The 26,699-nt window shown below is 43.1% G+C and carries 28 protein-coding genes; 8 read left to right on the plus strand and 20 right to left on the minus strand.

The window, feature by feature from the left end; translation table 11 throughout:
* Positions 1-15 precede the first annotated feature (15 nt).
* Both ACK3SF_RS03875 and ACK3SF_RS03880 read right to left on the minus strand, forming a co-directional pair.
* Entirely contained in the window at positions 16-234 is a 219-nt protein-coding gene (locus tag ACK3SF_RS03875; protein ID WP_414837381.1) for a hypothetical protein, read from the minus strand.
* Positions 235-270: 36 nt separating this feature from the next.
* Positions 271-1,008, minus strand: a complete 738-nt coding sequence (locus tag ACK3SF_RS03880; protein WP_414837382.1) for an HIT family protein — start codon at positions 1,006-1,008, stop codon at positions 271-273.
* A 131-nt stretch (positions 1,009-1,139) separates the two neighbouring features.
* Between ACK3SF_RS03880 and ACK3SF_RS03885 the strand changes: the two genes are divergently transcribed.
* The gene (locus tag ACK3SF_RS03885) at positions 1,140-1,511 is read left to right on the plus strand and encodes a TRAM domain-containing protein (protein ID WP_414837383.1); all 372 of its coding nucleotides are present in this window, start codon (positions 1,140-1,142) and stop codon (positions 1,509-1,511) included.
* Between the two features lie 56 nt (positions 1,512-1,567).
* Here ACK3SF_RS03885 and ACK3SF_RS03890 read toward each other — a convergent pair whose 3' ends face one another.
* The 5 genes from ACK3SF_RS03890 to ACK3SF_RS03910 all read right to left on the minus strand — a co-directional run bounded on the left by ACK3SF_RS03890 (position 1,568) and on the right by ACK3SF_RS03910 (position 5,973).
* Complete coding sequence (locus ACK3SF_RS03890; protein ID WP_414837385.1) at positions 1,568-2,185, minus strand: DUF1405 domain-containing protein; 618 nt, start codon at positions 2,183-2,185, stop codon at positions 1,568-1,570.
* A 13-nt stretch (positions 2,186-2,198) separates the two neighbouring features.
* A complete protein-coding gene (locus ACK3SF_RS03895) occupies positions 2,199-3,329 on the minus strand; it encodes a tRNA sulfurtransferase (protein WP_414837386.1) in 1,131 nt (376 codons plus the stop codon).
* 48 nt (positions 3,330-3,377) lie between these two features.
* The gene (locus ACK3SF_RS03900) at positions 3,378-4,559 is read right to left on the minus strand and encodes an HD domain-containing protein (protein WP_414837387.1); all 1,182 of its coding nucleotides are present in this window, start codon (positions 4,557-4,559) and stop codon (positions 3,378-3,380) included.
* Between the two features lie 55 nt (positions 4,560-4,614).
* Positions 4,615-5,346 carry a hypothetical protein gene (locus ACK3SF_RS03905; RefSeq protein ID WP_414837388.1) on the minus strand — a complete coding sequence of 244 codons (732 nt, stop codon included), beginning with the start codon at positions 5,344-5,346 and terminating at the stop codon, positions 4,615-4,617.
* An 87-nt stretch (positions 5,347-5,433) separates the two neighbouring features.
* A complete protein-coding gene (locus ACK3SF_RS03910) occupies positions 5,434-5,973 on the minus strand; it encodes an NADPH-dependent FMN reductase (protein WP_414837389.1) in 540 nt (179 codons plus the stop codon).
* Between the two features lie 52 nt (positions 5,974-6,025).
* Between ACK3SF_RS03910 and ACK3SF_RS03915 the strand changes: the two genes are divergently transcribed.
* A complete protein-coding gene (locus tag ACK3SF_RS03915) occupies positions 6,026-6,178 on the plus strand; it encodes a hypothetical protein (protein ID WP_414837391.1) in 153 nt (50 codons plus the stop codon).
* Positions 6,179-6,254: 76 nt separating this feature from the next.
* On the opposite strand, the gene ACK3SF_RS03920 is transcribed toward ACK3SF_RS03915, so the two are convergent.
* The 4 genes from ACK3SF_RS03920 to ACK3SF_RS03935 all read right to left on the minus strand — a co-directional run bounded on the left by ACK3SF_RS03920 (position 6,255) and on the right by ACK3SF_RS03935 (position 10,273).
* Positions 6,255-7,214 (minus strand): SAM-dependent methyltransferase, encoded by a 960-nt coding sequence (locus ACK3SF_RS03920; RefSeq protein WP_414837393.1) that lies wholly within the window; start codon positions 7,212-7,214, stop codon positions 6,255-6,257.
* Between the two features lie 16 nt (positions 7,215-7,230).
* Complete coding sequence (locus ACK3SF_RS03925; RefSeq protein ID WP_414837394.1) at positions 7,231-7,419, minus strand: hypothetical protein; 189 nt, start codon at positions 7,417-7,419, stop codon at positions 7,231-7,233.
* 95 nt (positions 7,420-7,514) lie between these two features.
* Positions 7,515-7,709 (minus strand): cold shock domain-containing protein, encoded by a 195-nt coding sequence (locus ACK3SF_RS03930; protein ID WP_414837395.1) that lies wholly within the window; start codon positions 7,707-7,709, stop codon positions 7,515-7,517.
* A 65-nt stretch (positions 7,710-7,774) separates the two neighbouring features.
* Positions 7,775-10,273, minus strand: coding sequence for a LamG domain-containing protein (locus ACK3SF_RS03935; RefSeq protein WP_414837396.1), 2,499 nt, complete (start codon positions 10,271-10,273; stop codon positions 7,775-7,777).
* Positions 10,274-10,485: 212 nt separating this feature from the next.
* Between ACK3SF_RS03935 and ACK3SF_RS03940 the strand changes: the two genes are divergently transcribed.
* Positions 10,486-11,229, plus strand: a complete 744-nt coding sequence (locus ACK3SF_RS03940; protein WP_414837397.1) for a sulfite exporter TauE/SafE family protein — start codon at positions 10,486-10,488, stop codon at positions 11,227-11,229.
* Positions 11,230-11,363: 134 nt separating this feature from the next.
* On the opposite strand, the gene ACK3SF_RS03945 is transcribed toward ACK3SF_RS03940, so the two are convergent.
* The 3 genes from ACK3SF_RS03945 to ACK3SF_RS03955 all read right to left on the minus strand — a co-directional run bounded on the left by ACK3SF_RS03945 (position 11,364) and on the right by ACK3SF_RS03955 (position 13,576).
* A complete protein-coding gene (locus ACK3SF_RS03945; protein ID WP_414837398.1) occupies positions 11,364-11,696 on the minus strand; it encodes a hypothetical protein in 333 nt (110 codons plus the stop codon).
* Positions 11,697-11,842: 146 nt separating this feature from the next.
* Positions 11,843-12,523: a type I restriction enzyme HsdR N-terminal domain-containing protein gene (locus ACK3SF_RS03950; protein WP_414837399.1), complete on the minus strand. Its 681-nt coding sequence runs from the start codon at positions 12,521-12,523 to the stop codon at positions 11,843-11,845.
* 72 nt (positions 12,524-12,595) lie between these two features.
* Positions 12,596-13,576, minus strand: coding sequence for a hypothetical protein (locus ACK3SF_RS03955; RefSeq protein WP_414837400.1), 981 nt, complete (start codon positions 13,574-13,576; stop codon positions 12,596-12,598).
* 322 nt (positions 13,577-13,898) lie between these two features.
* Between ACK3SF_RS03955 and ACK3SF_RS03960 the strand changes: the two genes are divergently transcribed.
* From ACK3SF_RS03960 to ACK3SF_RS03980, 5 genes are all read left to right on the plus strand, one after another.
* The gene (locus tag ACK3SF_RS03960) at positions 13,899-14,972 is read left to right on the plus strand and encodes a hypothetical protein (protein ID WP_414837401.1); all 1,074 of its coding nucleotides are present in this window, start codon (positions 13,899-13,901) and stop codon (positions 14,970-14,972) included.
* Positions 14,973-15,102: 130 nt separating this feature from the next.
* A complete protein-coding gene (locus ACK3SF_RS03965; RefSeq protein WP_414837402.1) occupies positions 15,103-15,309 on the plus strand; it encodes a winged helix-turn-helix domain-containing protein in 207 nt (68 codons plus the stop codon).
* A 1-nt stretch (position 15,310) separates the two neighbouring features.
* Positions 15,311-15,448: a hypothetical protein gene (locus ACK3SF_RS03970; protein WP_414837403.1), complete on the plus strand. Its 138-nt coding sequence runs from the start codon at positions 15,311-15,313 to the stop codon at positions 15,446-15,448.
* Positions 15,435-15,743: a hypothetical protein gene (locus ACK3SF_RS03975; RefSeq protein WP_414837404.1), complete on the plus strand. Its 309-nt coding sequence runs from the start codon at positions 15,435-15,437 to the stop codon at positions 15,741-15,743. Before ACK3SF_RS03970 ends, ACK3SF_RS03975 begins: the two co-directional genes overlap by 14 nt.
* 90 nt (positions 15,744-15,833) lie before the next feature.
* On the plus strand, positions 15,834-16,589 hold the full coding sequence (locus ACK3SF_RS03980; protein ID WP_414837405.1) for a hypothetical protein: 756 nt from the start codon (positions 15,834-15,836) through the stop codon (positions 16,587-16,589).
* Between the two features lie 495 nt (positions 16,590-17,084).
* On the opposite strand, the gene ACK3SF_RS03985 is transcribed toward ACK3SF_RS03980, so the two are convergent.
* From ACK3SF_RS03985 to ACK3SF_RS04010, 6 genes are all read right to left on the minus strand, one after another.
* Positions 17,085-19,115 (minus strand): DUF262 domain-containing protein, encoded by a 2,031-nt coding sequence (locus ACK3SF_RS03985; protein WP_414837406.1) that lies wholly within the window; start codon positions 19,113-19,115, stop codon positions 17,085-17,087.
* Positions 19,116-19,464: 349 nt separating this feature from the next.
* The gene (locus ACK3SF_RS03990) at positions 19,465-19,938 is read right to left on the minus strand and encodes a hypothetical protein (RefSeq protein WP_414837407.1); all 474 of its coding nucleotides are present in this window, start codon (positions 19,936-19,938) and stop codon (positions 19,465-19,467) included.
* A complete protein-coding gene (locus ACK3SF_RS03995; protein ID WP_414837408.1) occupies positions 19,928-20,773 on the minus strand; it encodes a hypothetical protein in 846 nt (281 codons plus the stop codon). The genes ACK3SF_RS03990 and ACK3SF_RS03995 overlap by 11 nt, the downstream gene beginning before the upstream one ends.
* 74 nt (positions 20,774-20,847) lie before the next feature.
* Positions 20,848-23,838, minus strand: a complete 2,991-nt coding sequence (locus tag ACK3SF_RS04000) for a type I restriction endonuclease subunit R (protein WP_414837409.1) — start codon at positions 23,836-23,838, stop codon at positions 20,848-20,850.
* The gene (locus ACK3SF_RS04005; RefSeq protein WP_414837410.1) at positions 23,825-25,048 is read right to left on the minus strand and encodes a restriction endonuclease subunit S; all 1,224 of its coding nucleotides are present in this window, start codon (positions 25,046-25,048) and stop codon (positions 23,825-23,827) included. The genes ACK3SF_RS04000 and ACK3SF_RS04005 overlap by 14 nt, the downstream gene beginning before the upstream one ends.
* A complete protein-coding gene (locus ACK3SF_RS04010) occupies positions 25,045-26,631 on the minus strand; it encodes an N-6 DNA methylase (RefSeq protein WP_414837411.1) in 1,587 nt (528 codons plus the stop codon). Before ACK3SF_RS04010 ends, ACK3SF_RS04005 begins: the two co-directional genes overlap by 4 nt.
* Positions 26,632-26,699 lie beyond the last annotated feature (68 nt).

The raw sequence follows: 26,699 nt of genomic DNA on the forward strand, positions 1-26,699 counted from the left end.
AAGTTAAAAACATTTTTAGTCCTCAAGGTACTCTTCCTCAAGCTCCTGCCACATCTGCTTCGACCTCCTGTAACCAAAATAAGTCGAACCACCTATCAACGCAACTACCGCAGCAGCCTCCATACCGCCGGGAGAGGCCGAAGAAATCTCAACAGCCGCACTTGAATCATAGAGAAAATCAGCAGACTCAACACTGTAATCAAGAGCCTCTGCACCGTATTCACTCCACGACATAAAGAAAAACTCGACGCCAAGACTTTCAAAATTTATCTACTGCCACTCAAAACTTCTTCCCTCGAAACCATCCTCTATACGTACCTCGTCCTCTTCCTCAGAGGCCTCTACAGACTTTCCAGAACTCTTCTCATCTGAACTATCAGAACTGCCGGAATCCGAAGAATCCGTCAGGCCTCCCAATGAAAGCGGTGAATCACCTTCGATCTGTTCAGCTATCTTGTCGATGGCCTCTTTATCATCTCCAGAATTCCTGGAAGTATCTTTTTCTTCAGAGGCCTTTTCTTCTTCCTTGAATTTCTTTGAGTCAGGATGCGGCTCCTTTGTCGTCTCGCCGAAGCCTGAATCAACTGACGCCATCTTATCTTTTATCTCATCGAGATTTTTCTTCGCTTCTTCGTGAGGCTGGAAGATCGCTCCTGTAGGCGTACCGGAGCTTTCCTCGTCCTGAAAGCGCGGGAATACCTGTATGTATGCGTGCGGCACCATCTGGCCGGCAGCCTCTCCCATGTTCATCGTTACGGAGACGCCGTCGGCACCGAGGCCTTTCTTTGCCTTGTCAACGACTTTCCGTGTAAGATTCATCGCCTCCTGATACTCTGACGGAGAGAAACTTTCGATGGAATCCTTGTGTTCCTTGGGAACTATCATCGTGTATCCTTTCGCCCGTGGATTGATATCCAGCCAGGCGTAGAAGTTTTCCGTTTCTCCGACTACTTTCAACTGGCCGGGATTCGCGATCAACTGGCAGAAAGGACACTGTTTCTGAGGCATAAGTTAATTTACAGAGGCCTGTTATTAACAGTTTTTTCCCGAGTTTAGAGAACAGATTTTTCCCCGGACTCATGATTGAGTTTATAAAGCTGTGTAACTGTTTTTTGTACACTATAAGGTGCTTTTCGCATATGACAGAAGATTCTGAATTTAACGAAAGTTTTGCAGCTGAAGCAGAAAACCCAGAGGAATTTGAAGATTCTGAACCAGAAGAGGAAGAAGTAGTCGAGGAGACTCAAGAAGTCGAAGAGGAAGAAACTGAGTTCCACGAAGCAGATGAGACTACAGAAACAGATGATTCAGAGGAAGAAGATTTCGACAAGCCTGTAAGCGAAGGAGATATCGTTGAACTGGAAGTCGAAGATCTTGGAAGTAAAGGCGACGGAATCGCAAGGAGAGAAGGATTCGTAATCTTCGTACCTGGCGGAGAAGTCGGCGAAACCTACGATGTAGAGATTACAAGCGTAGGAAGAAAGTTCGCATTCGGAGAAATCTCCGAATAAAGCTTCAAAACAGCCACCACATTTTCCCCTCATATTTTTTCTGCAAAAATACCTATTCAACGTTCCAAGGCCTCAAAATAAAGCAAAAGGCTCGAGACAACTGTAAGAGCGAAAGCAACTGCAAAAACTATCGAGTAGAGGCCCTGTGCCTCAGGCAGCGAAGTATGCACGCCCAGAGAGTAATCAACCATATCATTAAGCAGGAAAAATCCTGCTGCAAGGCCTAAAACTTTCTTTTCTACATCGATATAGTCCAGAACAAGAAAGGCCTGTAGAAACATCCCCAGATGCGACAGAATCAGGAAAATATACATAGGAAGAGTATTGATCGCCATAAATTCAGTTCTGAACTGGAGAAGTACAAAGACTGTCCAGAGGCCGTACTTGATATTTCCTATAAACGCTAGAGCATGGATAAGATTCTCTGCGTCTTCAGATAATCTTTCGAGGCCTCCAGAGAGTAAAATATACAGCGAAGCCGATAAAAGCAGTGTTGCTATCGGTGAATCAGCTATGAGAGGCCAGAGATAGAACTCTGTAGCGGATAACTGTGGAATATAGTAGTAGACTCCGAACAATGTTCCAGCAAGATTTACAGCGATCAGAATCTGCAGCAGAGGCCTTTTGAGCAGCGTCTCAGTTAATTTTTCCGGGATGGCCTCTGAAAGTCTCATAAGTAATTTGTCTCTAGATCTCTTCTTTTCTGGTGTTTTCCAGCGCTTTTTCCACAAGCTCATCGACGTCAATCCTGCGCTTCAGCTTCTCGAAATCTCCGTTTGACATCCTTGTAGCCGGGCTTTCCGGCGCCATCGTCCGGCACGCAGAATCTATCGAGGCCTCCTCAAAAGTTCCCAGTTCCCTGGCTTTCTCCGTTATCTCAGCTTTTCCACGAGTGAGCAAAGGCCTGTGAATCGGGAAATCTGTGGCAGAAGACGTGTTTCTCATGTTGGAGGAAGTCTGTGAAGATTTCTGCGAGAGGGCCTCGCCCGTCACGATCCCCTGCAGATTCTCCTGCTCAGCGATCTTTTCCGCTATCCCGAACATTATATACCGGTGAAGAAGCATTCTCCCACGGCCGATATCCATTAACTCCTCGTTTACTTCCTTCATGTCAACGATATAGGCCTCCCAGTCTTTAGAGGGATGGAAACGCTTCAGTTTCTCAACTGAGGCCTTGAAACGCATCAGATGATCCTCTGCAGCAATAGGTCTGTTGTAGAAATATACAGGAGTTATATCAGAGCCTCGCTTCATTACTTCGTAAGCTGCAACAGGAGAATCTATGCCTCCGCTTATCAAAGCAGCCAGAGGATCTGCTGCACCGACAGGCATCCCTGAAGGACCTTCAAAAGTTTCTGTGTACATGAAAGCTTTCTCATCCCTTACATCAAACTTTATCCATGTCTCTGGATCATCAAGATCCACCTCTGCACCAGAAAAGTCCTGTACAAATGTGCCTACTTCTCTATTGACATCCATACTGCTGAAATCATGACTTCCAGAACGATTAGTATCTATTCCGAAGCTTTCGCCGATTTCGACATCCTCGGCAGCATTTTTCAAGGCCTCGATCTCTGACTCAAGTTCTTTCACGGGAGAGGCTGATGCAACTCCCGGCAGCTCTGCTACAGCTTCTGAAGCTTCAGGCCTTGCGTTTTTTACAATTAAACGGCCCGGGATATCAGTAACAGAGTCGTATTCTTCATCTTCATACTCCAGTCGATCTTCTATCCTCTGTCTCAGGATCTTCACCATTCTTCCACGGACAGAAGCTGATTTAGTGCCGATATCTCCGTATCTTACAAGTATGTGATCCATAGGCCTCTAGAATTGATTGCCAGAGAAAATTCAAAAACCTTGGATAAGTCAGGTGTATCCTTCCAGGACTTTCGTGTAATCCTTCAGAATTTTTCTTGAGGCCTCTCTTACTTCATCAACTTTTTCATCCGGGGCGTATACCCGTAGCGCCACGTTCCTCCACTCCGCATCAGTCAAAGCATCCGGAATCGGCGATAACTCGCTAAGAGGCCTTATATCACCTTTTTTCTTGACTTTGACATCTATATCGCTGATGCCTGGTGTCGACGGTGTATGGATGATCACTTCATCAGGCCTGGTATCTGCCTCCTCCGCTATCTCTTTTTCAAGCTTCCTCGGCTTCTTGATACGCCGTTCAAGAGACTTCAGGGCCTCTTTTGGAACATCATCTATGTCCCATACAAGCGCTCTCTTGTACAGATTTCTGTCCTTGATCCTGCTGTAAAGTTTTCTGGATGATCCTTTCGAGTTGAGGAGCTTGCTGTGGGCCTCATAATCGTCTAACTGCATCATTTCTTCGACAGCTATGTTTTCTTCTTCGATCAGATTCTCCAGGCTTCTCTGAAGCATCTTCTCTGCGATCAGAGATGTATGATGATTGTACAGAGTCTTTATCATGTGGAAGCGAGCGGTGAAAAGCGATTCCAGGGCCTGTACAGCTTTCTCGCTGAATACAAGTCTTCTCGAATCGATCTCTGCAAGCCTGATTATAGTATCGTAATCGATCTCTCCGTGTTCCAGGCCTGAGGCATGTGAGTCACGCATCAGATAGTCCATCCTGTCTGCATCGATATCTCCTGCGACGATCTGTCCGATCTCCAGATCTCCCTTTATGATCTTCTTCACTCTCTGGGATTCCACAGAGTACTCGTCCTCAAGCTCATCTATTATCCTGCAGGAGAAGTCCTCATGCGAAAAACCGTGTTTCTCAGCTACAACTTCGCTGGCATGTGAAAAAGGGCCGTGCCCCGAGTCATGCAGAAGGCCTGCGATACGTAACTCCTGACTCCTCTGATCATCCAGATCCAGGCTCTCCGCGAATCTGCCGGCGATATGCATTACTCCGAGAGAGTGCTGGAAACGTGTATGAGTCGCACTTGGATAGACAAGTGAAGAGAGGCCTAACTGTCTTATCCTCCTCAGACGCTGCATCTGCGCTGAATCAAGAACATTGACTTCCTCACTGTTTAACTCTATGTATCCATGCAGCGCATCCTGAATATGCTTCATACAACAGAGAATACGTGTAACAGAAATAAAAAATCCTCAGAAAAACCTCAAGGCCTCAGGCCTCAAGAATTTTCTCCAGATACTCCCTGCCTACAGAAACATCAAGTTCTTCATCCATCTCCTTCAGAACTTTTTCACGTCTCCGGGCCTCCTCAACAGCTGACAGTATACTTTCCTCTTCAATCCTTGGAACATAGGATACAAGGCCCAGATACTTTTCATCGCTCCTGTCCATCTTCCCGTCCTGAATCATCTCCTCAACTTTCTCATCGAATTTTTCAGAATACGATTTCTCTGAAGTGTTCTCCTCCAGAAAATCAAGAGCCTCCTCCTCGGAGACATCTTCATCCCCCATCATCTCCTCGAACCTCTGATAGGCCTCCCTGAATCCTCTGCTTGTCTCGAAGGCCTCTACAGCTTCTTCAGGATAGCCGAGGAACTTACCGATATCCTTATTCGTTGCCTGTTCCATCGGCCTCAGCATGTCAAGTCGCTCCTCTTCATCGGTGAAAAATACCGAGCTGCCGGTGATATTTTCGTCCGTCTCGGGATGCGTATCCTCGACATCCCTGGTCACGTAGAAGAGATCGAACTCATCTGAGAAATCCTCTACAAATTTTTCAAATCCGGGAGAAAGCTTTTCGAAATGTGCTGTAGTTGAGGCCGCTGGCTTCTCCCCTATAACGAGGAGAAGTAGATCAAGGGCCTCGTTCACTATCATATGATCCAGAGCGTCTTCAAGCAAAAACTTTTCCAGGGCCTCCGGATCGATTTTCCCGGTGTTCATAAGAAGTCTTTGAGGCCTGGAGACTTAACTAGGTAAGGAAAAAGAAGAGGGAAGAGAAAAAATTGTGGGAGGTCTGAAGAAAATTTTTCAGGTCCTTCTGTCGACGAATTCTTCGACGTCTTCCGCGAATGATTCGAAGCGGCCTTCATAGCTTTCATCGATCACTTCTCCGTCTTCGTTGAGCGTGCTTGATACATTGGATACAGGCAGATCAGGGCCTGGCTGTCCTCCGTACTCGAGCGTGACGTCGTGTAGATGGCTGAGTGCTCGTACTCCGCCGAATCCTCCTCCGGAGACTGTGACGTATGCGAACGGTTTCTCGTCGTACTCCGGGTACATGTAGTCGAGTGCCGTCTTCAGGATTCCAGGGTACGAATGATTGTACTCCGGTACTACAAGGACTATGCAGTCGGCCTCCAGAATTTTCTCCCTGAGATCCTGTATATCTTCCGGTACAGGCCCTTCATCAGTGTAAGTTCTGTTGCCGACAGGAGGAATATTTTTCTCCTTCAAGTCGTAGAAAAAAGTTTCATGTCCCTGATCCTGGAACACGTTATCGATTTTCCTTGCTGCTCTGATAGATTTCCGGCCTTCACGGGCCGTTCCAACGATGTTTAGAAATTTCATAAAGTAGACAGAGTTCTGAATTCTTTTAACCTCTCCGAAAACAATAAACAACATGACACTGGAAAATCTTGCCTCAGGCCCGATCGGAGCATACATCGTCACAGGCCTCTTCTTCCTGGTACTAACGTTTTTCATACTGAATGAACTGGGCCTCGTCAGAAACAGTGAAGACGAAACTGAAGATCCTGAAGACTACGAAAGCTAGGAAAAAGTTTAAAAACAGAGAATGTAATACTTTGTATTACGATTGTGCGGTGCTCTTGTCACCAACATATCTTTCTCTATTTTTCAGGCTTCTCAGCGTAGAAATCAAGCTGTGCGAAAAGCTCTTGCTTTCCAGCAACGTACTGATATCTTGCAGTAGTCAAAAGATCGTTCAACTGACTATAACGCTTTCTACTGTACTCAAAATCATTTTTATCTCCCAATCCTGTCCTTTCGCTGAATCCGGCTGCAGCACTTGCCAGCTTCAGTCTTGCCGCCACATAAGGCCTTGACAGAATCGATAATCTGTGTAGATAGCTGGATGTAGGCCTTATCCTATCCTGAATATGCTGTTGGCGTATATTCTCGAATCCTGCATCTTCCAGGTATTTCCTGAAATCGTCTATGTGCGCAAGATAGTCTACTCCCCATCCTCTATGCATTTTTTCGGCTATTTTTTCGTCTTCAGCGTCAAAACGTTTTATACGGAAGCCGTCCGAGATTATCAATCTTCCACCAGGATTCAGGGCCTCGTATACCTGTTCCAAGAGTTTTTCCTCGTCTTCAGAGTGACACTGGCTTTCGATCGCAAAGTAGACATCGAAATCTTTTACAGGAAGTTCATCAAAGTTCCCTACAACAAAACGTGTCCTTTCCTCGACTCCGTGTTCTTCAGCTTTTCTGCGGGCCTCCTCTATACTTTCTTCATCTATATCAAGGCCTATCACGTCCGCTCCCGTGTTTTCAGCTATCCATACAGCGTTTCCTCCTCTCCCGCATCCGGAATCAAGCACGGTATCTTGTTCCGTGATATCTGCTTTCTCTGCCAGGTTCTTCACCCTGTTGACAACAGATTCTCTGACTTCTTTTCTTGACACCAGGCCTGTCTTTGAAATAATTTTTTCCGTTAGAGAGCGTTCATAATCCGAGTGATCTCCATAATGCATCATGCCGTGTTCCCCGGTACCCATTTTCTCATTGTAGTCCTTGGAGTTCAGATCATAATGCTTTTTCATCCGTTCCTTGTCCTCTGTCATAAGTAATGAATACCTCTCAACCTATTTTTATTCTCCCGCCCTCAGGCCTGAAACGGGCTCCGGATTTGAGTACAATTTTTTCCGCCGTCAGATCAAATACTCCCTGCCAGAGGCCCGAGATACGGGCTGAACGAGCCACAGATATACTGGCCGGCACCGAAGATGTGAAAATCGAATTTTCCTCCGAAGTGAAATCCGAATCCACATCATAGGCCTCTAGAAATCATAAAGTGAGAAAAATTAGTGATATGCAAATAGAAAAAATTCTGTGGACTGGTCTCCCAGGCCTCTGTTGAAGCTTTAAGCTTCTGTGACGTTGACTGCCTTTGGTCCTCGATCTCCTTCTTCCTGATCGAACTCGACTTCAGCTCCTTCTTCAACGCTAAATCCTTCGTCCTGGTCTTCCTTGTGGAAGAATACGTCATCATCCATCTCTTCAGTTTCTATGAATCCGTAATTCTTCTGATCGTGGAAGAACTTTACTGTACCTTTCATAAAATAACACCTCCTTGTATAGATAGAGATTAAATCCGAAGCGTTATAATGCAAGACATTAATTTCTAGCCAATTCGAATAGTTCCGTTCACAGGCCTGAAACGTGCTCCAGCCGTCAAAGTAATCCTTTCAGCATTCAAATCAAAGATTCCTCGCCAGAGGCCTGAAATTCTGGCGGAGCTATTTACAGATATGCTGGCAGAATTTTGAAAGGCCTCAAAGACTGCTGTGCTTTTCGACTCAAACTCCGAGTCTATGTCATAGGCCTCTCCGGATACAGAATGTGTTCTGTTAGATATGCATTTTTCTGACGAGATATCGTCACATATGGCAGGTCTTAGACTTCCATCAAGCTGTGTGAAGTACGGTCTCTTGCCTTTCTGTGAGTAGTTGTAGAGATCCTGTATATCTTCCGCTTTCAGCTTCTTTCTGTAGATCCTGACATCATCTACTGATCCGTTGTAGTAAGTCTCAAGTTCGCTTCCGATTCCAAGCGTGAAGTAGCCGGTATCGTAGTTGTTGTAAAGAGTTCCAACAGAGTTTCTGTCTACCTGTTGTCCATCCACATAAAGTCTTACGTAATCATCGTCCTCTGCAGTTGCCATCACATGGTGCCATTCTCCATCATCCAGAGCTTGATCAGATACAGCTATCTGGTCATTGCCATCGTATCCCCTGAAGACAACTCTTCCGTTGGAATCGATGTAGAACTCTTTTTCATGGCTTCCACCAAATGGAACATCATCGGAGAAACCGCTGATACTCTGACTTCTCTCAGTAGTCTTTATCCACATCCCTATAGTATAGGCCTCCGGGAGATTTCCGACTGTTGCATTGAAGTAAGAACCGTTCCCATCGAAACTGTAGGCCTGATTAACTGCTCCATCAACTTCTGTAGTAACGTTCGTCAGACTTCCGTTTCTACCTCCTACAGGATCCCAGCCTGTATCGCCGTCAAGAGGCCAGTAAGAGATAAGATTCTTGCCTGTTGGAGGACAGCTGGATATCTTTTCAGGATTTGTCTGGAATCCACAAGTCTGAATTTTATTCGCGAACTCGAAACTTTCCTCGGAGTCATAGTAAATCCTTGAGGCCTGTCCGTAGAAATTTTCAGTCTTCCCGTTTCTATCTATATCGCTCTCCTTTACAGGAAGCACCAGAGTATTTCTCAAATTCTGAGAACTATCTGTGAAGTTTTGCAGCTTTCTGACGTTACTGTAATCTGTGAAATCGTTTCCTGTCGTGAAACTGTAACTCTGTGTTGACGAGATAAGAGATTCGTTAGAGGACACTGCTTCGGCACTCCAGTTATAGACTGTATTCGGCTGAAAATTTTCTTCCAGTAACGTGGATGCTCTTCCCTCATCTCCTACCGAAACATTCTCCACAAGACTTCCGGAATTTTTGAAGGCGAGATACCCTGAACTATTCGATATATCGTTGTACTTTGCTGACAGATTCAAGGCCTCCAAGGATTCATTGTACCACACAGTGGAGGAATCAGGCGGAGAAGGACTCGTTGAGTAAGCACCTCCCTGTTTCCTGCCAAAATCTGCGGAAGGCCTCTCTCCCCGAGTTGCATCATAGTAGGCCTGTATCTCGGATTCCGTGAGCGGAGTATCATATATTCTAACGTCCTCTACTGTACCTGTAAGATATCCTCCAGAAGCATCCTGAGAATGTCCAACAATAGCATACAGCTGGCTCCACTCTCCAGACGCACCATTAAAATCAGAAACAGTGTTAGCACCATCCTGAGCAGAGTACTCCGTTCCATCAGCGTACAGATAAGTTGAATCTCCCTCTACAGGCCTGAAAGTCACGTGATGCCATTCTCCATCAGCAAAATTCCCTGATATACAAGGAACAGCATTATTTGATCCATCATCCCATAGACGGGCACAGAGATCTCCACCAGAAAGGTAGATATGCCTGTCGTGGCCGTCGGGATTCCCGGGATTAGATGTTCCCTGTACACTGAAGATTCCGCCATCAGAATCTGTAGTCTTGAACCACAGAGATATAGTGAAATCAGTCCTCAGACGCTTCTCCGAAAAATCCAGCGCCCCGTCATAGGCCGGTATGGAAACGTAATCACCGCCGTTAAAATCAAAGGCCTCCCCAAATTTTCCAGACACTGACGAAACACCGTTTAAAGAACCGTTCTCACCGTTTATCGCATCCCAGGCCTGTGAGTTATCAAAAGGATAGTATGAAACAAGGCCTGTATCCAAATTTTCACAATTTTTCTTCATTTCCGGAGAAGTCTGGAATCCACATCGCTGCCCGGAATTATCTACAAATGCGAAATCTGTATCATTGTTGAAGTATATTTCACCGGGCTGGCCGTAGAAAGTCTCATTTACCCCGTTTTCATCGATATCGCTTTCCTGCAACGGGATGATCAGCGAGCTTGTCGTGTTGTTGACGATATCTCTCCTGAAGTCGTATGTATCAAACCATGCAGCACCCGAGGAACTGAATAATGCAAGAAGTACTGCAAGGCCCAGAAAAATCCCGAGCCTCGAGCTTTTATCTGCAGAAAATTTCCCCGGAGACTTCATGAAAAGTATTTGGAGGCCTATAAATAAAATGTATAGACTGTTCTAGATAACTTCTCTCAGGACTCTGAGAAAGTTTCCGTGAGTGATTTTCGCTATCTCTTCTTCCTTGTATCCTCAAAAAAGGAGAAATAAACCTCGACATAGATATTTAACAGGCCTACGGACAGATGACAGAGTATAAAAATTCTCCAGGCCTCAAATAGATGTTGTACATGGAACCACTTCAGATAGGGATTTTACTGGGCGTCCTCGCTTTCTTCGCTCATATAGTCAAAGGCCTGACGGGATTCGGGCCTGCGATCGTATTCGTATCGATCGGTTCCATGATCTACGATCCTACAAAAGTGATCGTTCTGGCCTCTTTACTGGATATAATCGGAGGAAGCTACCTCTCAATACTGAACCCTGAATTCTTCGAAAACAAAAAATACTGGGCGCCGATAGGCCTTTTAATGGTTACAGGAGCAGTAATCGGAGGAGTAGCACTTTCAGTAATCCCTCCAGGCCTGTTCGAATACCTTCTCGGCGGAGCAATTATCCTGATCTCTTTCTGGTTCCTCCTCGGAAAATTCAAGCCGGAAGAAGGCTCAGAAGGCACAGAGAAACTCCAGGTACTTGACGGAGCAGTCGGAGCATTCGCCGGATTCTGCGGAGGCTTCACAGGAATGGGAGGCCCACCACTCGTAGTCTATCTTGGCTCAAAATTCCGGAAAGAACTCTTCCGAGCAGTAGTAGTCCCTATCTTCCTGCTCGCAGCAATCGCCAGATTCTCTACCTACGGCTACCTCGGAATGATAGACACCTCAAACATCTACCTCTACATACTACCTCCAACAGGAGTAATCCTCGGAAACTACCTCGGAAACCAGCTATTCCAAGAAGTCGAACAGAAAAAATTCACAATCCTCATAGGCCTCATACTCATGATCTCAGGCCTCAGACTAATACTCGGATAAACACCAAAAACTCAACGTATAGAGTATAAAGTTGAGAATAAAATTTGGCAGGACCTACAAATGTCCTAGAGAACTTGAGAACTTCGTCAAATCAAGAGAAATGAAGGCTCCTCCTAGGCCACTTTCAGTTTAAACTATTCGAAAATATCTTCGGTTGTTTGGGCTTCTTTGAAGTCGCCAAGAGTCGTGTACATCAGTCCTTGCGGATACTTATTACGGTATTCTATTGGGTCTTCTAACCTGTATAAGCTATTTTCTTCAAACACTATCACTTTCTTATCCTCATCATATTGAGCATCTTCTGTGTATGACTCTGCTGGCCTTGCTAAGTCAGCTTCATCCACAGGCACAATTTCTTTTACTTTAGCAAAATATTGAACTTCTTTAGCATCTCCCGTGACATACATCCCCACATAGTTAGGATTCTGACCTACTCTGACGAACCCCCAAGCATTGTTCTCTTTCAAGAAGTTAAGGCCTGATTGACGGGTTGGAAATATGGCAACCTGTTCTTCATTATCTCCTTGAATCTGTGACCTTTTTATTCGACCTACAACTGCATTCGTTTCTGATTCATCATCTTCTGTTTTCTCAGGTACTTCTTGTTCTTCATCTAAAATATTATGGCCTTGTTCTTCAATAGACTCTGCAAATCATCGATGAACTCTTTTGATTCCTGTTCAACTGTTTGAACAGCGATATTTCCAATCTCATTCTTTATGAATCCGGAAATTTCGTTGGCTAAGTCTTCTTTGTTATCTCTAAGCGAATGAACGGAGTCTTCAATTTTGCTTATCCTTTCTGCAATTTCCTTAGAACTTCCTGATTCCACTGCTTCTTTACTCAGTGCTTCAAGTAATTTCAACTGAGTATCGAGATTGTCATGTGAGACTACCTTAAGAGACTTTACCTCAACCATTTCGCCATTTACTTCTCTCTTAAGAAACTGGAACTTTTTTCCGTTCGTCAAAATACCCCAGTTAACATTTTGAGTTATCATGTACGAAGAGAGTTGTTCCTTATATTTTTCTTTAAGTCTCCTGCTTTCTGGTTTTGCCTCTACAAAAATATCAGGAGATTCACGAGCAATCAACGCATAATCTACCTTATTTGTGCCTGAACCTGACTTGACAGAATATTCCAATTCAACATCCGTACTAAATGGCCAATCAAGAACATTCTCAATAAATGGTCTAATCAACTTAGCTTTAGTGTTTGCTTCATCCATCTGCTGGTTATCCTCAAGTACCTCACAAGCAGCAGACTGAAACTCCCGGACTTTCCTAATATCCATAATCAAGAATTTACTAACAACTTTACTAAAACTGTTGCCAGTTTATGGAATTTTGAATCCAGTTTTGGATAATTACAAAAGCTCATCTACTAGAATTTCTAATCTTTCCTTAACATTGATTACATCTGATTTAGCAATATTACCAGTTTTGTGATGAGCTATCCACCTTCTTTCAGCACTATTCATAGTTTTCAACTTACTCATGGTTTTCTGTGAAATATCAGCAGTGTTATCCAACTCTTCAACCAATTCCTTAAAATAATAGTAGTCTCCTTCATCTTTTTCTTCTTCGATAATATCTATATCATTCTCTTTGTTCAAATAACAGATAATAAGCCATTCTATTGAATGCACATACGAGCTTAAAGCAGAATGCAATAAATTCTCTCGATAACAGGCATTTCCTTCATCTACATGTGTGGTTACCTTCCCTCCGTACTCTAACTTTTCTAAAGCAGCTCTTTTATCAGAATCAAGAGAACTTTGAATTACTTCTTTTCTTGTCTGAGGCTCAAGTAAGGGTTCTGCCTCAAAATTAGACATTACCCTAGAAACTACCTGCTTAGTTGTATTGACCACATCTCCTACTCTTTTCCTAGGTATCTCACTTATTACGCCTTGTCTTCTCTTCTGAAGAATAGATGGCACAGCTGTAACATTTACTTCATAGCCCTCTCTGTCCTCACTCGGAATTGTTTTGAATTTAATCTCAATTGTAAAAGGCAAATCATTTCTAATAGATTTTAATCTTTCGAAGTACCTCTTATCCGTGAATTCTTTGTCAGAGATGATGTTCAAGAGGTTTTTTATCTTAAGACCGATGCCTAAATTGGCAGCACTTTGTTCCAAATCCAGTCTAAATTTAATTGACCGACTAGCATCAGCAAACTCTGGAAAATATGGATTTATTTCCTCGTCTGGCAAGTATCCTTCTCTGGCCATTTGTTTCGAAATAAGAGTCTTCAACTCCTTGACAGTGTCATTTCCTATCTCTCTATACAAGAAATATTTCCCTTCTACTATGAGCTCTTCCGGTTCCAAGACATCAGACATAATTCTTAGTCTCTAGCAAAGGGTTAACTATCTGTTGGAGCTAAAATCATAAAATCCAATTTCGAGGTATAGAGGCTGAAAACCAAGAAAATCAACAGCTGATGGTAAAATTTTTTGGCAGGACCCGTCTACTCCACCCGGTCCGGGGAATCTTCCTGTAATATACAATAATATTGACTATATTTTTATACTATTTCCTGAAATAGTTCGGGCGTTGACTCAATAAATAATCATCGAACTATAGAAGTAGCTAACTCCTATCGGTTGCAATGCTCAGAATAAACAACAACTTTTATTTTGGCCATTTACCCATTCTGACAATATGTCAAAACAGGGAGGGAGAACTCCTAGTCCACTCAAGAGCTCAGATAGCCGGTTAAATGAACGCATTAAGGGGAAAAATGAAGTTTTCAAAGTCCTTCTGGAAGAAACGTTTCAACCTACGGGATTTTTTGGTTCACCTACAGAGCACTCCGAGGACACTGATGAAGTAGAAAATGGTGTTGTCAAGGATGCCGCTAAGAGTTGGTTTGATCCAACAGCAGATACGGATGAAGTAGTGGAGAAGGCTGTTTACTTTGATTTAGATGAATGGGAAGACGGTACAAGACTTGGCCGGCCCACGAGAGGGAGATATATCTCTCAAAAACTTTTGGCTGAGAAGACAGATAAGGATCAAAGTATCGTCTCAAAGGCGAAACATACTTTCAATTCAGATGAGTATTTCGGAGAGGAAGATCTTATAATATCCAAAAATCCGCCAGAGTATAGGAAAGAATATTTAGCCATTAATACTGATGCCTTTCTAAATTTTATGATTAATCTATTCGAGAAATCTTCCTTCAAAATGTCTAAAGATGAGAAAGAGGCGTTCAAGAAATTTCTCTCCTCTTTTTACAATCCTGAGAGCATATACGGTAAAATAGATGGTGAACTGCAGTTTCTGGCATTGAAACGTCTTATATTAGATTGCGAGAATCTTTATTCGGACTATCAGAAAAGAGAGGAAGATGAATACTTTCAGGAATTATATGATAAAGTAGCTGAGCGGCTATACGAAGAAATCTATGAGCAAGAGGATAAAGTCCAAGTTGATATCGATGGAGAAAAGACGATAGATGACGGTGAATTCGTAGAAGAAGTAATTCCTTTCGTGAAGAAATTTCTGGCCTTCAGTGAACTTGAACAAATCTTAAATCAAGAGGACTTTCGCCAAGCTGAAGACTCTCTTTTGAACTATATTAGTATGAGAAAGTGGGGAGATGCTGAGTTAGAAGTAAACGAAGAAAGGAGAGATCAAATAGCCGAAACTATCGTGAAAGAATTCGATGAACACGATGCTTACAATACTTCAACAGAAAGTTCATTGAAGTCATTTCTAAATTCATTGCTTTGACATTTCAAGTGCTTTTTGTCAATTCCCGGAATTTCGGGGCGTAGAGCTTTGACAAATATGTTTAGAACTGTCTAAAGATCTCTTTATAAACTCCTTCTTCTCGAACTGGGGATTCATAAGGTAATCAATTATGGAAAAACTACACCCTAAAGCTGAGGATCTCCTAGAGATAATCCAAGGTGAGAGCTTTGGCTTATCACAGAGAGAACTTTCGAGAAAATCGAACTATTCCCGTCCCACAGTACGTAAGTACACGGAGGAATTATTGCGAGACGGACGGATACGAAAAATTGAAAAGGGGAATATGGCTCTCTACGTGACGAGTCAAGGTGAGTAAGATGGATGAGAAAGTAAAGGAGATCCGCAGGATCATATCGGAGAACTCAGGGATCGTCGAAGCCTTGTCGCCAGCAGAGCAGAAAATCGTCGAGTCCATTATGGAGGAAGAAGGAGGTGATTACGATGGAGAAGCTTAAAAGGTCGGTCTCCAGCGACTTCGAAGAGGGGCTACACGGAAAAGATGAAGAGGACTGGCTGAACGTAAACATCTCGATGAAGCCCCCTCTCCTGAACTTGATAGATGAGGCCTTGGAAGAACAGCCCTTCAGTTCTCGATCACGGCTTATCAGGCGATGGATAAGGCAGAAAGCGAAAGCCGAGATGGCTGAAGACGGTGACGTTGAGATTGAGGCCGTACTTGACAGAGCCGAGGAAGAGGATTTCGATATCGAAGATTTTGATGACAACAGTGGGGATGACGATGAAGCTTAGCTGCAGATCCTGTCGTCAGAAGATGACAGAACTTGTGGAAAAAGTCTTCGTCTGTAAGGAATGCGGATGTAAAGTAGAGGTGGAAATTTAATGGAATCAGGAATTGAACATCAGAGTTCTTCTTTCTTGGACGACCGATTAGATGTGGCCGATAGTTGGGAGTTCGTGAAGAGCTGGCGCCCGAAGGCCTACGAATCTGTTGCGAACAATGAAGGATTTTCAGACATATGCAGGAAACATATAGAGGAAGATGGTTCGTTCCTCGAGATAAAGATTGACCGAAGTAGGAACGAGCCACCATCCAGAGATAACGCAGCCCAGAGATCAAGCAAGGATGACGAGGAACTGGCAACTAAAGAAGATCTACAGAGGATGAGAGAGCAAATTACAGCCATCATTGAAGACAAAATCGAGGAGGAGATGTCATCCCTACGACATACACTGAATAAGAGTACTGCAGACTCTTCTTTCTCAGAAGGGACAGTTCTCGATCAGTACTCTAAAGATGTAAAGAAGGAGTTCTTGACCAGAGTAAAGGAAGCCGGAAGCAACGGCCTCAAAAAGACAGAAATAATGGAAATTTTCAATGTTAAAGTCTCCAGAGCGAATGAATTACAGCATCAGCTTGCAGCCGATTTACCCTACATCGAGTACGAACAATCGGGTTCTGATCCGGGCCTCACTCGACACAAGAAGTCAGCCTACGTAGAGATACTCTCAAAATACACAGATTATTCAGCAGAAGAGTTAAAGAATCAGGAACTTAAGGTACTGGAGAAGAACTATGAAAAGTTAAAGAATAATATTCAACAGGGAGGGAAGACAAAGAACATAGCCTTCCTTTGAATCTTCCGGTCTCTTCCACCGTAAGAAAGTAAGAGCTGGGAGGGGGTCCCCCCTTGCCGCAATCTCACACTCTCCATCTGCAACAAAAATTTTGCTTTATAATATAATTATATAACATTGTTATACTATTTTTTCTAATATACAAGATTTATTATCTCTCTTTCTTCCACCGTAAGAGACCGGAAGAACATTCTTAGAATATTAAGCTCCATACTATGACATATATACAGCACCTCTCCGCTACAGTGGATGTAGATGCCCTTCCGAATTAGTATGGTGTGTTACTAGTGTTTCTCCACCATAAGCAATTCTCACTCTCTCATCAGAAACAGCGCCTTCTTGCATAGGTTCGATAGTCTTGAAAACTCTATGAAGCATATCCTATGATAGCTGAGACGCTTCCACTTCCGGGCAAATTAGAAGACTAAGAGTTGTAGATTAAATACCAGATACTACAGGAGAGACGTTGAAAGAACGGAAGAAAAGACAGAGAAATTAACTTTCCTCCCTTATACAGCTTAAAATCCATTTTATCGCTATTTCGCCATCTTTCCTCACGAACTCGCTAGGATCTCGTTCGTGGTTCACGGCGTTCCTGAAATCGCTGAAGTCTCCGAACCTGTTCTCTACCTCTGCCTTTGATGGGAAGTCCTCGTTGAACAGATCGTAGTTAGTGTTAATGATCTTGACGTAGTCCATTATGTTACAGTAGTCGAGCCTGTCTCTACCTGTTTCTATCTCCAAGTTTGGATTCTTCTTCCTATCATCTCTTACTCTCCCTTTCACTCGTCCTTTAACGTCTTGAGGAGTTTTATCCCAGTAGTCTTCACCGTAGCTTTCTCTCATCTTTCTGTGAAGGTAGTCTCTAACACGTGTTTCTGTTTCGCTGATTACTTCCTGTGGCTCGGTATCAAGGTCTGACTCAAGATCAGATATGCTACCTATCAGCCTGTTAATTTCGTTAAGGAATAGTTCTGCTCTTTTCTCCAAAAACTTGTTGTAGTCGTCCTCCCAGATACCTGAGTCTTCCCCATAAGGCATCATATGAGAAGACATTCTGTCTTCAAACTGTTCTTCAGATAGTCTTTCTTTCAGGCCCCCGAAGTATTCGCTCGGTTTAGTATCCCTGATCTTGTTCCTGTTGAGATCCTTCGGAATGAAGGTAATATCCATAATGCTCTTTCTCTTGGAGGAACTGAATCCTTCACCTTTCAGGAAGGAATTGGGGAATATATGATGATGGTCTATCTTGAAGTCGGAGAAGTAGTTTCCGTCAAGTGTAAGTGTTCCTCCTCCTTCAAAGTGTTTAGGATTTGTTTTGGCAAGGATACAGAGGAAGACGTTACGTAGACCTGAAGAAGATTTCTTGATGTTGGTGCTGATCAATTTCTCCTTGTTTACCTGTGGAGGGAAATCGATTTCTACGTCTTCTCCAGCTATTATTCTGTCGAATAGCTTTCTGTCATCCGTCATAGTAGTCTGGGTTGAGCTTGAGTAGCGTCCAGAAACTGCTGTCTGCCAGAACCAGCGGTCGATGTAAGTCTTGTGTCCAGCCTCTATGCTGTGATTCTCTGTTTCAAACATATAGTAGGATAGAACAGGTATCATTCCTTCGTAAGGTATGAATGACGCTTGTTTGACACCCAAGTTATTCTGTAGATAGTTAACTGCTCTAATTATAGCGTCTTTGGTGTCTTTCCAGTTTTCTTTCACTTTTTCAGTTTCAAGATTTCTTTGGGTGCTGGTTGAACAGTTGCCTTCTATATTAAGTGCTAATGCTTGTGTAACGGCGCCTCTGTCTATTTCACCGAAGCCCTTATCATCCAGTTTCTCCATCAGGTCTTCGTCTATTCTTTCACGTAAATCGAAGTCTTCATCCCAGACGTTAGCGTTTACAATATCAAATCTGCCAAGTCTCGTTCCTTTCTGGTTGATTCTTTCAAATATATCAATAACTTCATCCAAGTCTCCTGAATCTACACTTATAGTTGAGATAGGGTAGTCTTTGAGACGGTCTCTACATTCGAGTAGAGCTTCCTGTCTTTCTCCTTCAAGTTCGTTTATTATTTCTATTCTTTTCTTGTCGTTCCAGATTTCGGATACTTTGACGAGGTGACTGGCTTTTCCGTCTGCCACTTTGAACTCTTCCTTGTCGAGGTCGAACACAATTCTGCTGTAGTCTGTACCTCCAAAGTCCTTTCCTTTTAGTACGGCGTATAGAGATGTTAGTCTTTGTTGTCCGTCAAGTACGAAGTTGATTTCTGGTACGGCCATACTGTCTATGTCGGGCTGGTCTAAGTCTTCTATTCTTCTAAAGAATCCCCATTTGTCTTTTGGGGCTTTCCAGAGGAAGAAACTGCCGATAGGGAAGTGATGGTATACGCTGTCAAGAAGATCAACCACTTCTGTTCTATCCCATACGTATTCTCTTTGGAACTGTGGAATCCTGTAGATGCCTTTTTCCATATTTTGGACTATGTCAGAAAGATCTCCTCGTCCGGGCTTGAGATTGACCTTCTTACTCATAATATCTGTTGTATCAGCAACCGTTTAGTTTCTTTCTGAAGCTGTGGAACAAATTCTCTCTGATTTTTTGCTCTGAGGCCTAACTCTAATACGAGACCTCATCTGTGGAGAAGGGGCACAGTATGCCCATATGCGTGCGTGTAGGGGGAGGGCCTCCAAGATGACTCCATATGATGTCATAAATCACCCGGTTATGACGTCATATGAATTCATAAATAAAGGCCTAGACGGAGAATATTGCTGAATCAAGGCCTGTACAGGTCAAAAATCGGGGAGAGTTTGCAGAGAATATTGCTTGATATAGCGAATAAAAAGAGGTTTTTCTACGGCTAAGATATAACTCAGGAGGTCACTGCGCATTATTTTTGTCGAACTCAGCCTTTACTTGGCCGTAGTAGCTTACGAATGCTATTAAGTTAAGAATAGATGCAGATAGATATAGCAGTAAGAATGTGAAGAATCTATAGAGCCATATACTGCCATTAGCTACTGTAGCGAGCCCGACTAGGGTTGTAAAAATTGCGATATAGGCGTTCCATTCAAAAAGGAATATTAACTGGTCAAAAACCTGTGCTTTATCTTTTAAAAAAGATATAAAGCTTGAATTAGATAGTGAAACAATTATAGCTAGTCCTGTTAATACTATTGCAATAAGTGAAGAAGTAAAACCAATGCTAGCCTCCAAGAAGCCTAAAGAAGAAGGTATTACGGAGAAGAAATATAGAGTAGCAAATATTACAGCAGAAACTTTGAAATCGTTAGATGTGAGTAATCTAAGTCCGCCATACTTTTTCAGCCGCGACACAAAAGACCTATCCTTCATTATTTTCCTCCATTCTTGCACTGATAAAATCCTTCAAGCTGGAAACCTTGTGCTTAAAATCTTCTAAAACTGCAGGCCTCACAATCTCCTTCCTGATAGGTTTATCGCCGGAAGTTAACGTCTTCCTCTCCCCATCCATAATATAGTCGATAGAGAACTCTCCATATCCTTCTGAAACTAATGCAATGGCACTGCCCAAAAGACTTCCATCAGTAAACTTTAACGATTCTTCTTCATTCTCAGCTTCCAGCTTCGCACTCTCAGCGTTCATCCCACGAAGCGCATTATCTATTTTCTTCGACTCTTCCGTAAAATCAGGATTTGTGGGTTCTAATTGCTTGAATCTTGCCTCAGGGATACTAGAGGCCTCAGATAATATTTCTTTGAACTCTCCCTTCTGTTCAATAAAGTTAATCTCGAGAAGATCATCAGAATTATAGAAGTTATTGAAGCCTTCTACAAATACGGTTCTGAACTGCTTATGTCCTATGTATTTTTTCCGTTCGTACATAATCAGTTTCTCTGAAGGTATTATTGCGAAGTACGAGAAATTGGTGTCCTCGCTATCTTCATACACGAAATCCTTTTCCTCCTCATCCCAAGTTGGCTCTTCATATTCCCCCGTTAAAATTCTCCCTAACTTCCCATAAATTACTCCATCTTCTACTTCAACTCCACCTATTTTCCAGTCGCCATCCTCTGTATCAGTATGTATTTCTGGCTCCTCGCAAAAGGTTTTAAGCTGGTCTAATATAGAGTTATCGCTCGTGAAAGAATCTAGCGGTTTATGGAAATGAAACCTCCCAAAATAGATGTTTACAGTTTTATCTGTCAAATAAAGTCCCCTCTCAGAAAATATTTGTAATTCCTGCCATTTTAAACTAGCCCTATGTCCTACACAATAAAACTCTATGCTGCAGCGTCACCGTAGAACTGTTCTGCCTGTTTCACGATAGGTTCTACGAGCGGATCGTACTCCGAGGGTTTGAAACCTCTATTTCTGAGGACAGATTTTACCTGTGAACGCATCTCTGATTTCAAGCTTCTACGATTCGTCCAGTCAATATCAGCCTTATCCTTCAACTGCTTCTTCAGCTCCGTAGCAATCTCCTTCAATTCCTCATCACTGATCTCCTTGTCACCCTTTTCAGAGATTGCATCATAGAACGCTCGCTCCTCAGGCGTAAGATCATCTTCCTCCTCCTTTTCAGCCTCCTCACGCAGTTCATTAGCATACTCCTCCAACTGTGTAATTACTTCCTTAGTTGTCAGAAAGTTCTGATGATACTTACTGAGCGTCTCATCCAACTTCTCTTCAAACGACTCATACTTCGCCATATTCCTTCCCTTCCTCTCCTCAATCTCATTTTCAACTATACGTTTCAGCAACTTCATTCGAACATTCTCCGGCTGCTCCTCAGCCATCTCCTCCATAAAGTCTTGACTTAAAACAGCTCTACGATCATAATCCTGTTCAATACCTACAATATCAACCATTTCCTCAACATCAATCTCCTCAGACACCATCTTCTCCATCGCTGTATCAGCTTCTTCCCTGTCCTCTATAGTATAATCATCATCTCCGAGACTCTCCACCTTCTTGAGACTGTCCCGTACTGCCTCAAAGAACACCTTATCTTCTTGATACTTCAAGGCCTCTTCGTGAGGACTGATAAGCGTATAGGCCTTCTCAAAGGCCTTAACATCATCATAAAAGGCCTTTTCCTCTGTAACTTGTTCCAAGACTTCATTTTCCGCTTTCCTGATTAAGCGGGTGAGTTCTTTCCCCCTCTTGTCTTGCCAGCCTTCATAATCTGTTTTCTGGAAATAGGATGCTACTTGCTCGTGTGCTTTATCAAGCTCCACTACTGCTGTATCGATGTCTTGAAGTGTTCTCTCACGGACTTCGGACGTGAACTTGTCCATCGCTTGCCGCAGATTATCGCCGATGCCAATGTAATCGACTATCAGGCCTCCCGGCTTATCCTTATAGACTCTGTTAACTCGTCCAATAGTCTGCATCAAGTTGTGATTCTTCATCGGACGGTCGATATACATAGTGTGTAGATGTGGCACGTTGAATCCTGTTGTCCATTTCTCACACACAATCGCTATCTTCAACGGGTCTTCAGGATCTTTAAACCGTTTCTTCAAGGTTCGTTCGCTTTCAGGATCGTCCATAAACTGTTCCGGATTAGTGATTACTACAGCTGTCTCTGGCGCACCTTCTATCTCATCAATATGCTGCTTGTATTTGTAGGCAGCCTTTCTGCTGATAGCTACAACCATTCCCTTTCCCTCTAAGTCCCTGTTGTTGAAATGTTCTACTATATCTTCAGAGATCTTCTGGAAACGTTCATCATTATTCTCTATTATTTTTCGTAGTCTGCTCCACTTACCCGCCATCTTGTTCTGCAAGTCATCAGACTTACTTTCCATCAAATCATCAAACTGCTGCTTTATTTCTTCATCATTAATCTGAAGCTTAGCCATCCTCGACTCATAGTATATTGGAACCGTTGAACCGTCTGCTACAGATTGCGGGATTGTGTATTCGCTGATTACATCTCCGAATGCTGTGTATGTAGAGCGGTCTTCTTTTTCTATTGGTGTTGCCGTGAATCCAAGGAATGAAGCGTTTGGAAGTGCGTATTTCCGCATCTGTTCTGCTAGTGCTTTGTACTGTGTGCGGTGTGCCTCGTCTGCTATTACGATTACGTTTTCTCTGTCGTTTAGTTCTGGCATATGGTTCTCGTCTTCGTCTGTGTTGAACTTGTGGACGAGTGTGAAGATGAGGCCTCCTGCTCCAGTCTGCAATAGATCTCGGAGTTCGTCCTTGCTGTCCGCCTGACTGGTTCTGAAACCTGCTGTATCAAATGTTTCCTTTATCTGATTGTCAAGTGCTGTTCTGTCCGTTACAACTACGATGGTCGGGTTTTCGAGTTCTTCAAGTCTACGTGCCTTATTTGCGTAGAACACCATCGAAAAGGATTTCCCTGATCCTTGTGTGTGCCAGACTGTTCCAATTCTTCTGTCTTCTTTCGGTATAGTGTCTCTGGTGGATTGTATGGCTCGTTCTACGGAGTAGTATTGGTGGTATGCTGCGAGTATTTTCTTCATCTCGCCATCTTCTTCTGTGAATAGTATGTAGTTCTTGATCAGGTCTGTCATTCTTTCCTTGTCGAATGCACCTCTGACTAGGACTTCTGCAGCACTCATTTCTGGATGTGTGTCTCCTTCGTCTTCGATGTAGTTCCAGTTGGAGAACCATTCCCACGGTGTGTCGAGTGTGCCGATTCTTGCTCCATCCATATCTGCGACGGCTACGAACTCGGTGTAGTGGAATAGTTTTGGTATGTCTCTCTGATACTTATTCATTACCTGCTTGTAGGCTGTTTTCAGATCTGCTGAATGGTTGGTTGGATCTTTGAGTTCTAGTATTCCTATTGGTAGTCCGTTGAGGAATAGAAGTATGTCTGGTCTTCTGGCTGTGTTTTCTCCTTGTTTTATTCGGAACTGGTTGACTGCGAGGAAGTCGTTGTCGTTTGCTTCTTCGGCTATTACTTGGACTCTGTCTCCTACTTTTTCTCCGTTTTGCTCGTACTCTACTTTGACTCCATTCACGAGTTTTTCGTGGAAGTCCTTGTTGTTCTTCATTACTTTTGGCGAGTTTGAGCCGAGAAGGGAGCTTACAGCGTCGTTTATCGCCTGTTCTGGAACATCGTTGAACTCTTTCAGTTTTCTTTTGAGGCGTTTCCGTAGAACTACCTGTGAGTAGGAGTCTCTTTCAGGATTTTCTCCATCGGGGCTGATTTCCTGCCCGTGCTTGTACTTATATCCCATCTCCTGAAGATACTCCAGAATTGGGTCTTCTGAAAGCCCGAACTCATTCATCGCCATCAACATTCACCCTGATTTCACCAGACATCAATTTCGGAAGCAAAGTATCTCTGAGCTCTTTTAATCTCTTATTCTCTGCTTTGATATTTTTTATTTGTTCTAAGAGAGGATTTAAAATCCTATTAAACTCCTTTCTTTGATTTTCAGATAAGACTTCAATTTCTATGTTTCCAAATTTCGATTTAGATAATATCGGTTGTGCCGAACCTCCTGCGTATTGTTGGAAGGTATTACGCAGAGATTTCATCTTAAAGTAAGTATAGCCACATCCATAGCTTCCAGAGGGAATTATGGTATTTATCTGCTGGTTCGTAACACACTCTTGAGAAGTAATTCCTGTCTTGCCTAAATCAGTTCCTATACAAGAAACCATCACCGCATCCTTAGGAACTTTCTTTGATTCTACTTCTTTTCTGCCCTCGGGAGTTAATCCTTTCTCTGTTTCATACACTACTATTTTGTTATCAAAATCTGAAACAGTAATAAACGGAAATTCTCCTCCATAGAATTCATTCTCCTTTGTTGAAGGAGTATTGCCCGTAACTATCTCCCCCATCTCAGATATTTCTATTTTTTCTGTTTCCCTTTCTTCCTCCATCTTTTGCATCAAAGTAGTTCCAAAGTCCGAAACTACATCTTCAATTTGGTTATTCAATTCGAGTTTGGCATCGAGTGAGTCAAGTATGTCCACAATCTTTCTTTGTTCGGGAAGAGAAGGCAGTTTAATCTTCTTTTTGTCAAAAATATCTAAAGGAACTCTTTGCCGTCCAGAAGTTCCAGTCATTCGCTTAATTGCAAACTGCCGTATTTCTGGTCTACGGGCTGTATAATATACGAACTTAGGAATTGTTTTCTCTGTATCTGAGAGGACTATAAATTCTGTAGAGCCTATAGCAGCTTCATCTTCGTCCAGAATATCCACGAATGCAGTCTTGCCGTTCTCAAGGCACGGCGTGATTCTTGCCATTAAGGTCTGTCCATTTCTGAAACGTGGTCTTGAGTAGGAGTATTCCTTTCTCTCCCAGTTTTGTATCTTTCTCTTATTTCGTGCCACGTCAGACATCCCTACCGACTTATATTCCTCTCCTTTCTCCACTGAAGGGTAATCATTTATGTCAATAACATCTGAAAATATTGCTTCTTCCCACTCCGATGCTTGTCCCTCCGTTTCCTCGTTAAAACCTTCAAGTGCTTTTTGTTCAGAACTCAAAAGCCAATCTCCTCCAGATTCTGTTCGATTTTTTCTTGAAGTTCGTTGGATTTCTGGAAGTTTTCCCGGAGGTCTGCAGAGAGTCGTTCCATTTTCTGCTCGAATGGTTCATCGTCCCCGTCCTTTTCTTTGACTCCTACGTATCGTCCGGGTGTGACGATGTAGCGGTTGTCAGCTATGTCATCAGTTTCTGCTACTTTGCAGAATCCTTTCTCGTCTTCGTATTCGCCTGCTTCGTCTTGTCCTCTGTAGGCTCTAACTGTTTCTGCTATCTTGTTGATGTGTTCGTCTTTGAGGACGTTCTGTGTCCTGTCTACGCTTTCGTACATTTCTCTGGCATCGATGAACAAGGTTTCGTTTTCTCTATCCCTGTACTGGTCTGTGTCTTTTCCTCTGCTGAGAACGAAGATACAGGCAGGAATTGAAGTTGTAAAGAATAATTCTTTTGGTAGGGCGATTACTGCGTCGAATAGGTCGTCTTCGATTATTTCTTCCCTGATTTCTCCTTCCTGTCCCTGTACGGACATCGCTCCGTTTGCCATTACTGTTGCAGCCATCCCATCATCTTCGTCCAAATGGTTAATCATATGCTGCATAAAAGCATAGTTGGCATTGTTGCTTGGAGGCATTCCGTATTTGAACCGTGGATCATCATCAGGAATTGTGCTTTTACCCCAGTCTTCCATATTGAAAGGCGGATTCGTTATGATTCGATCTGCTTTCAGACCTTGATGTTGGTCATCTCTGATGCTATCACCGAGTTTGATTTCTCCGTCCATTCCTCGAAGCAGCAGGTTCATCTGGCAGATTTTCCACGTATCTTCCTTAATCTCCTGTCCGTAGATCGAGATGTTGCTGTCATCTTTTCCGTGTTCGTGCAGGAAGTTCTGGCTCTGGATAAACATTCCTCCTGAACCACAGAAAGGATCAAATAGTCTTCCTTCATATGGTTCGAGGATTTCGACCATCGTTTCTACTACGCTTTTTGGAGTGTAGAACTCTCCCCCTTTGCTGCCTTCTTCTTTGGCGAACTTCTTGATGAAGTACTCATAGACTCTACCGAGTAGATCGTGATCCTCCTTGGCTTCTCCATTTTCATCTTTTCCATTTGAGAAGTCAAGATCTGCGAAAAGGTTGAGTAGTCCTTCTACGGAGTCTGTTGGTATTCGTGAGCGTTCGTATTTGGTTGGAAGCATTCCCTGTAGTTCAGGGTTTTCTTCCATTATGCCTCGCATCGCATCGTCGATTTTCTTTCCGATGTCTGGCTGTGTGGCGTTTTTGACGAGGTAGTCCCAGCGGCTTTGTTCCGGGACGAAGAATACGTTTTCTTTGTAGTATTCATCTTTGTCGTTTAGTATGTATTTTCTTTCTTCTTCGTCTTCTGTGTAGTAGTCCGAGTCTTCGTCTTTCATCAGTTCTTTGAGTTCTTGCTGTCTTTCTTCGAACGCATCGGACATATACTTCTGGAATAGAAGTCCTAAGACAATATCCCGGTATTCTGTGGAAGGTACTGGTCCTCTGAGTTTGGTTGCTGATTCCCAGAGCTTGTCTTCGAGTTCATTATCTCCGTTATCTAAAGCCATATAATGTAATTAATTAAAGACAGACTTAACAAATTTCGTGGAATTATTCGAAAGAGAACATTAGCGAC

Source organism: Candidatus Nanosalina sp. VS9-1 (genome assembly GCF_047555085.1).
Lineage (GTDB): Archaea > Nanohalarchaeota > Nanosalinia > Nanosalinales > Nanosalinaceae > Nanosalina.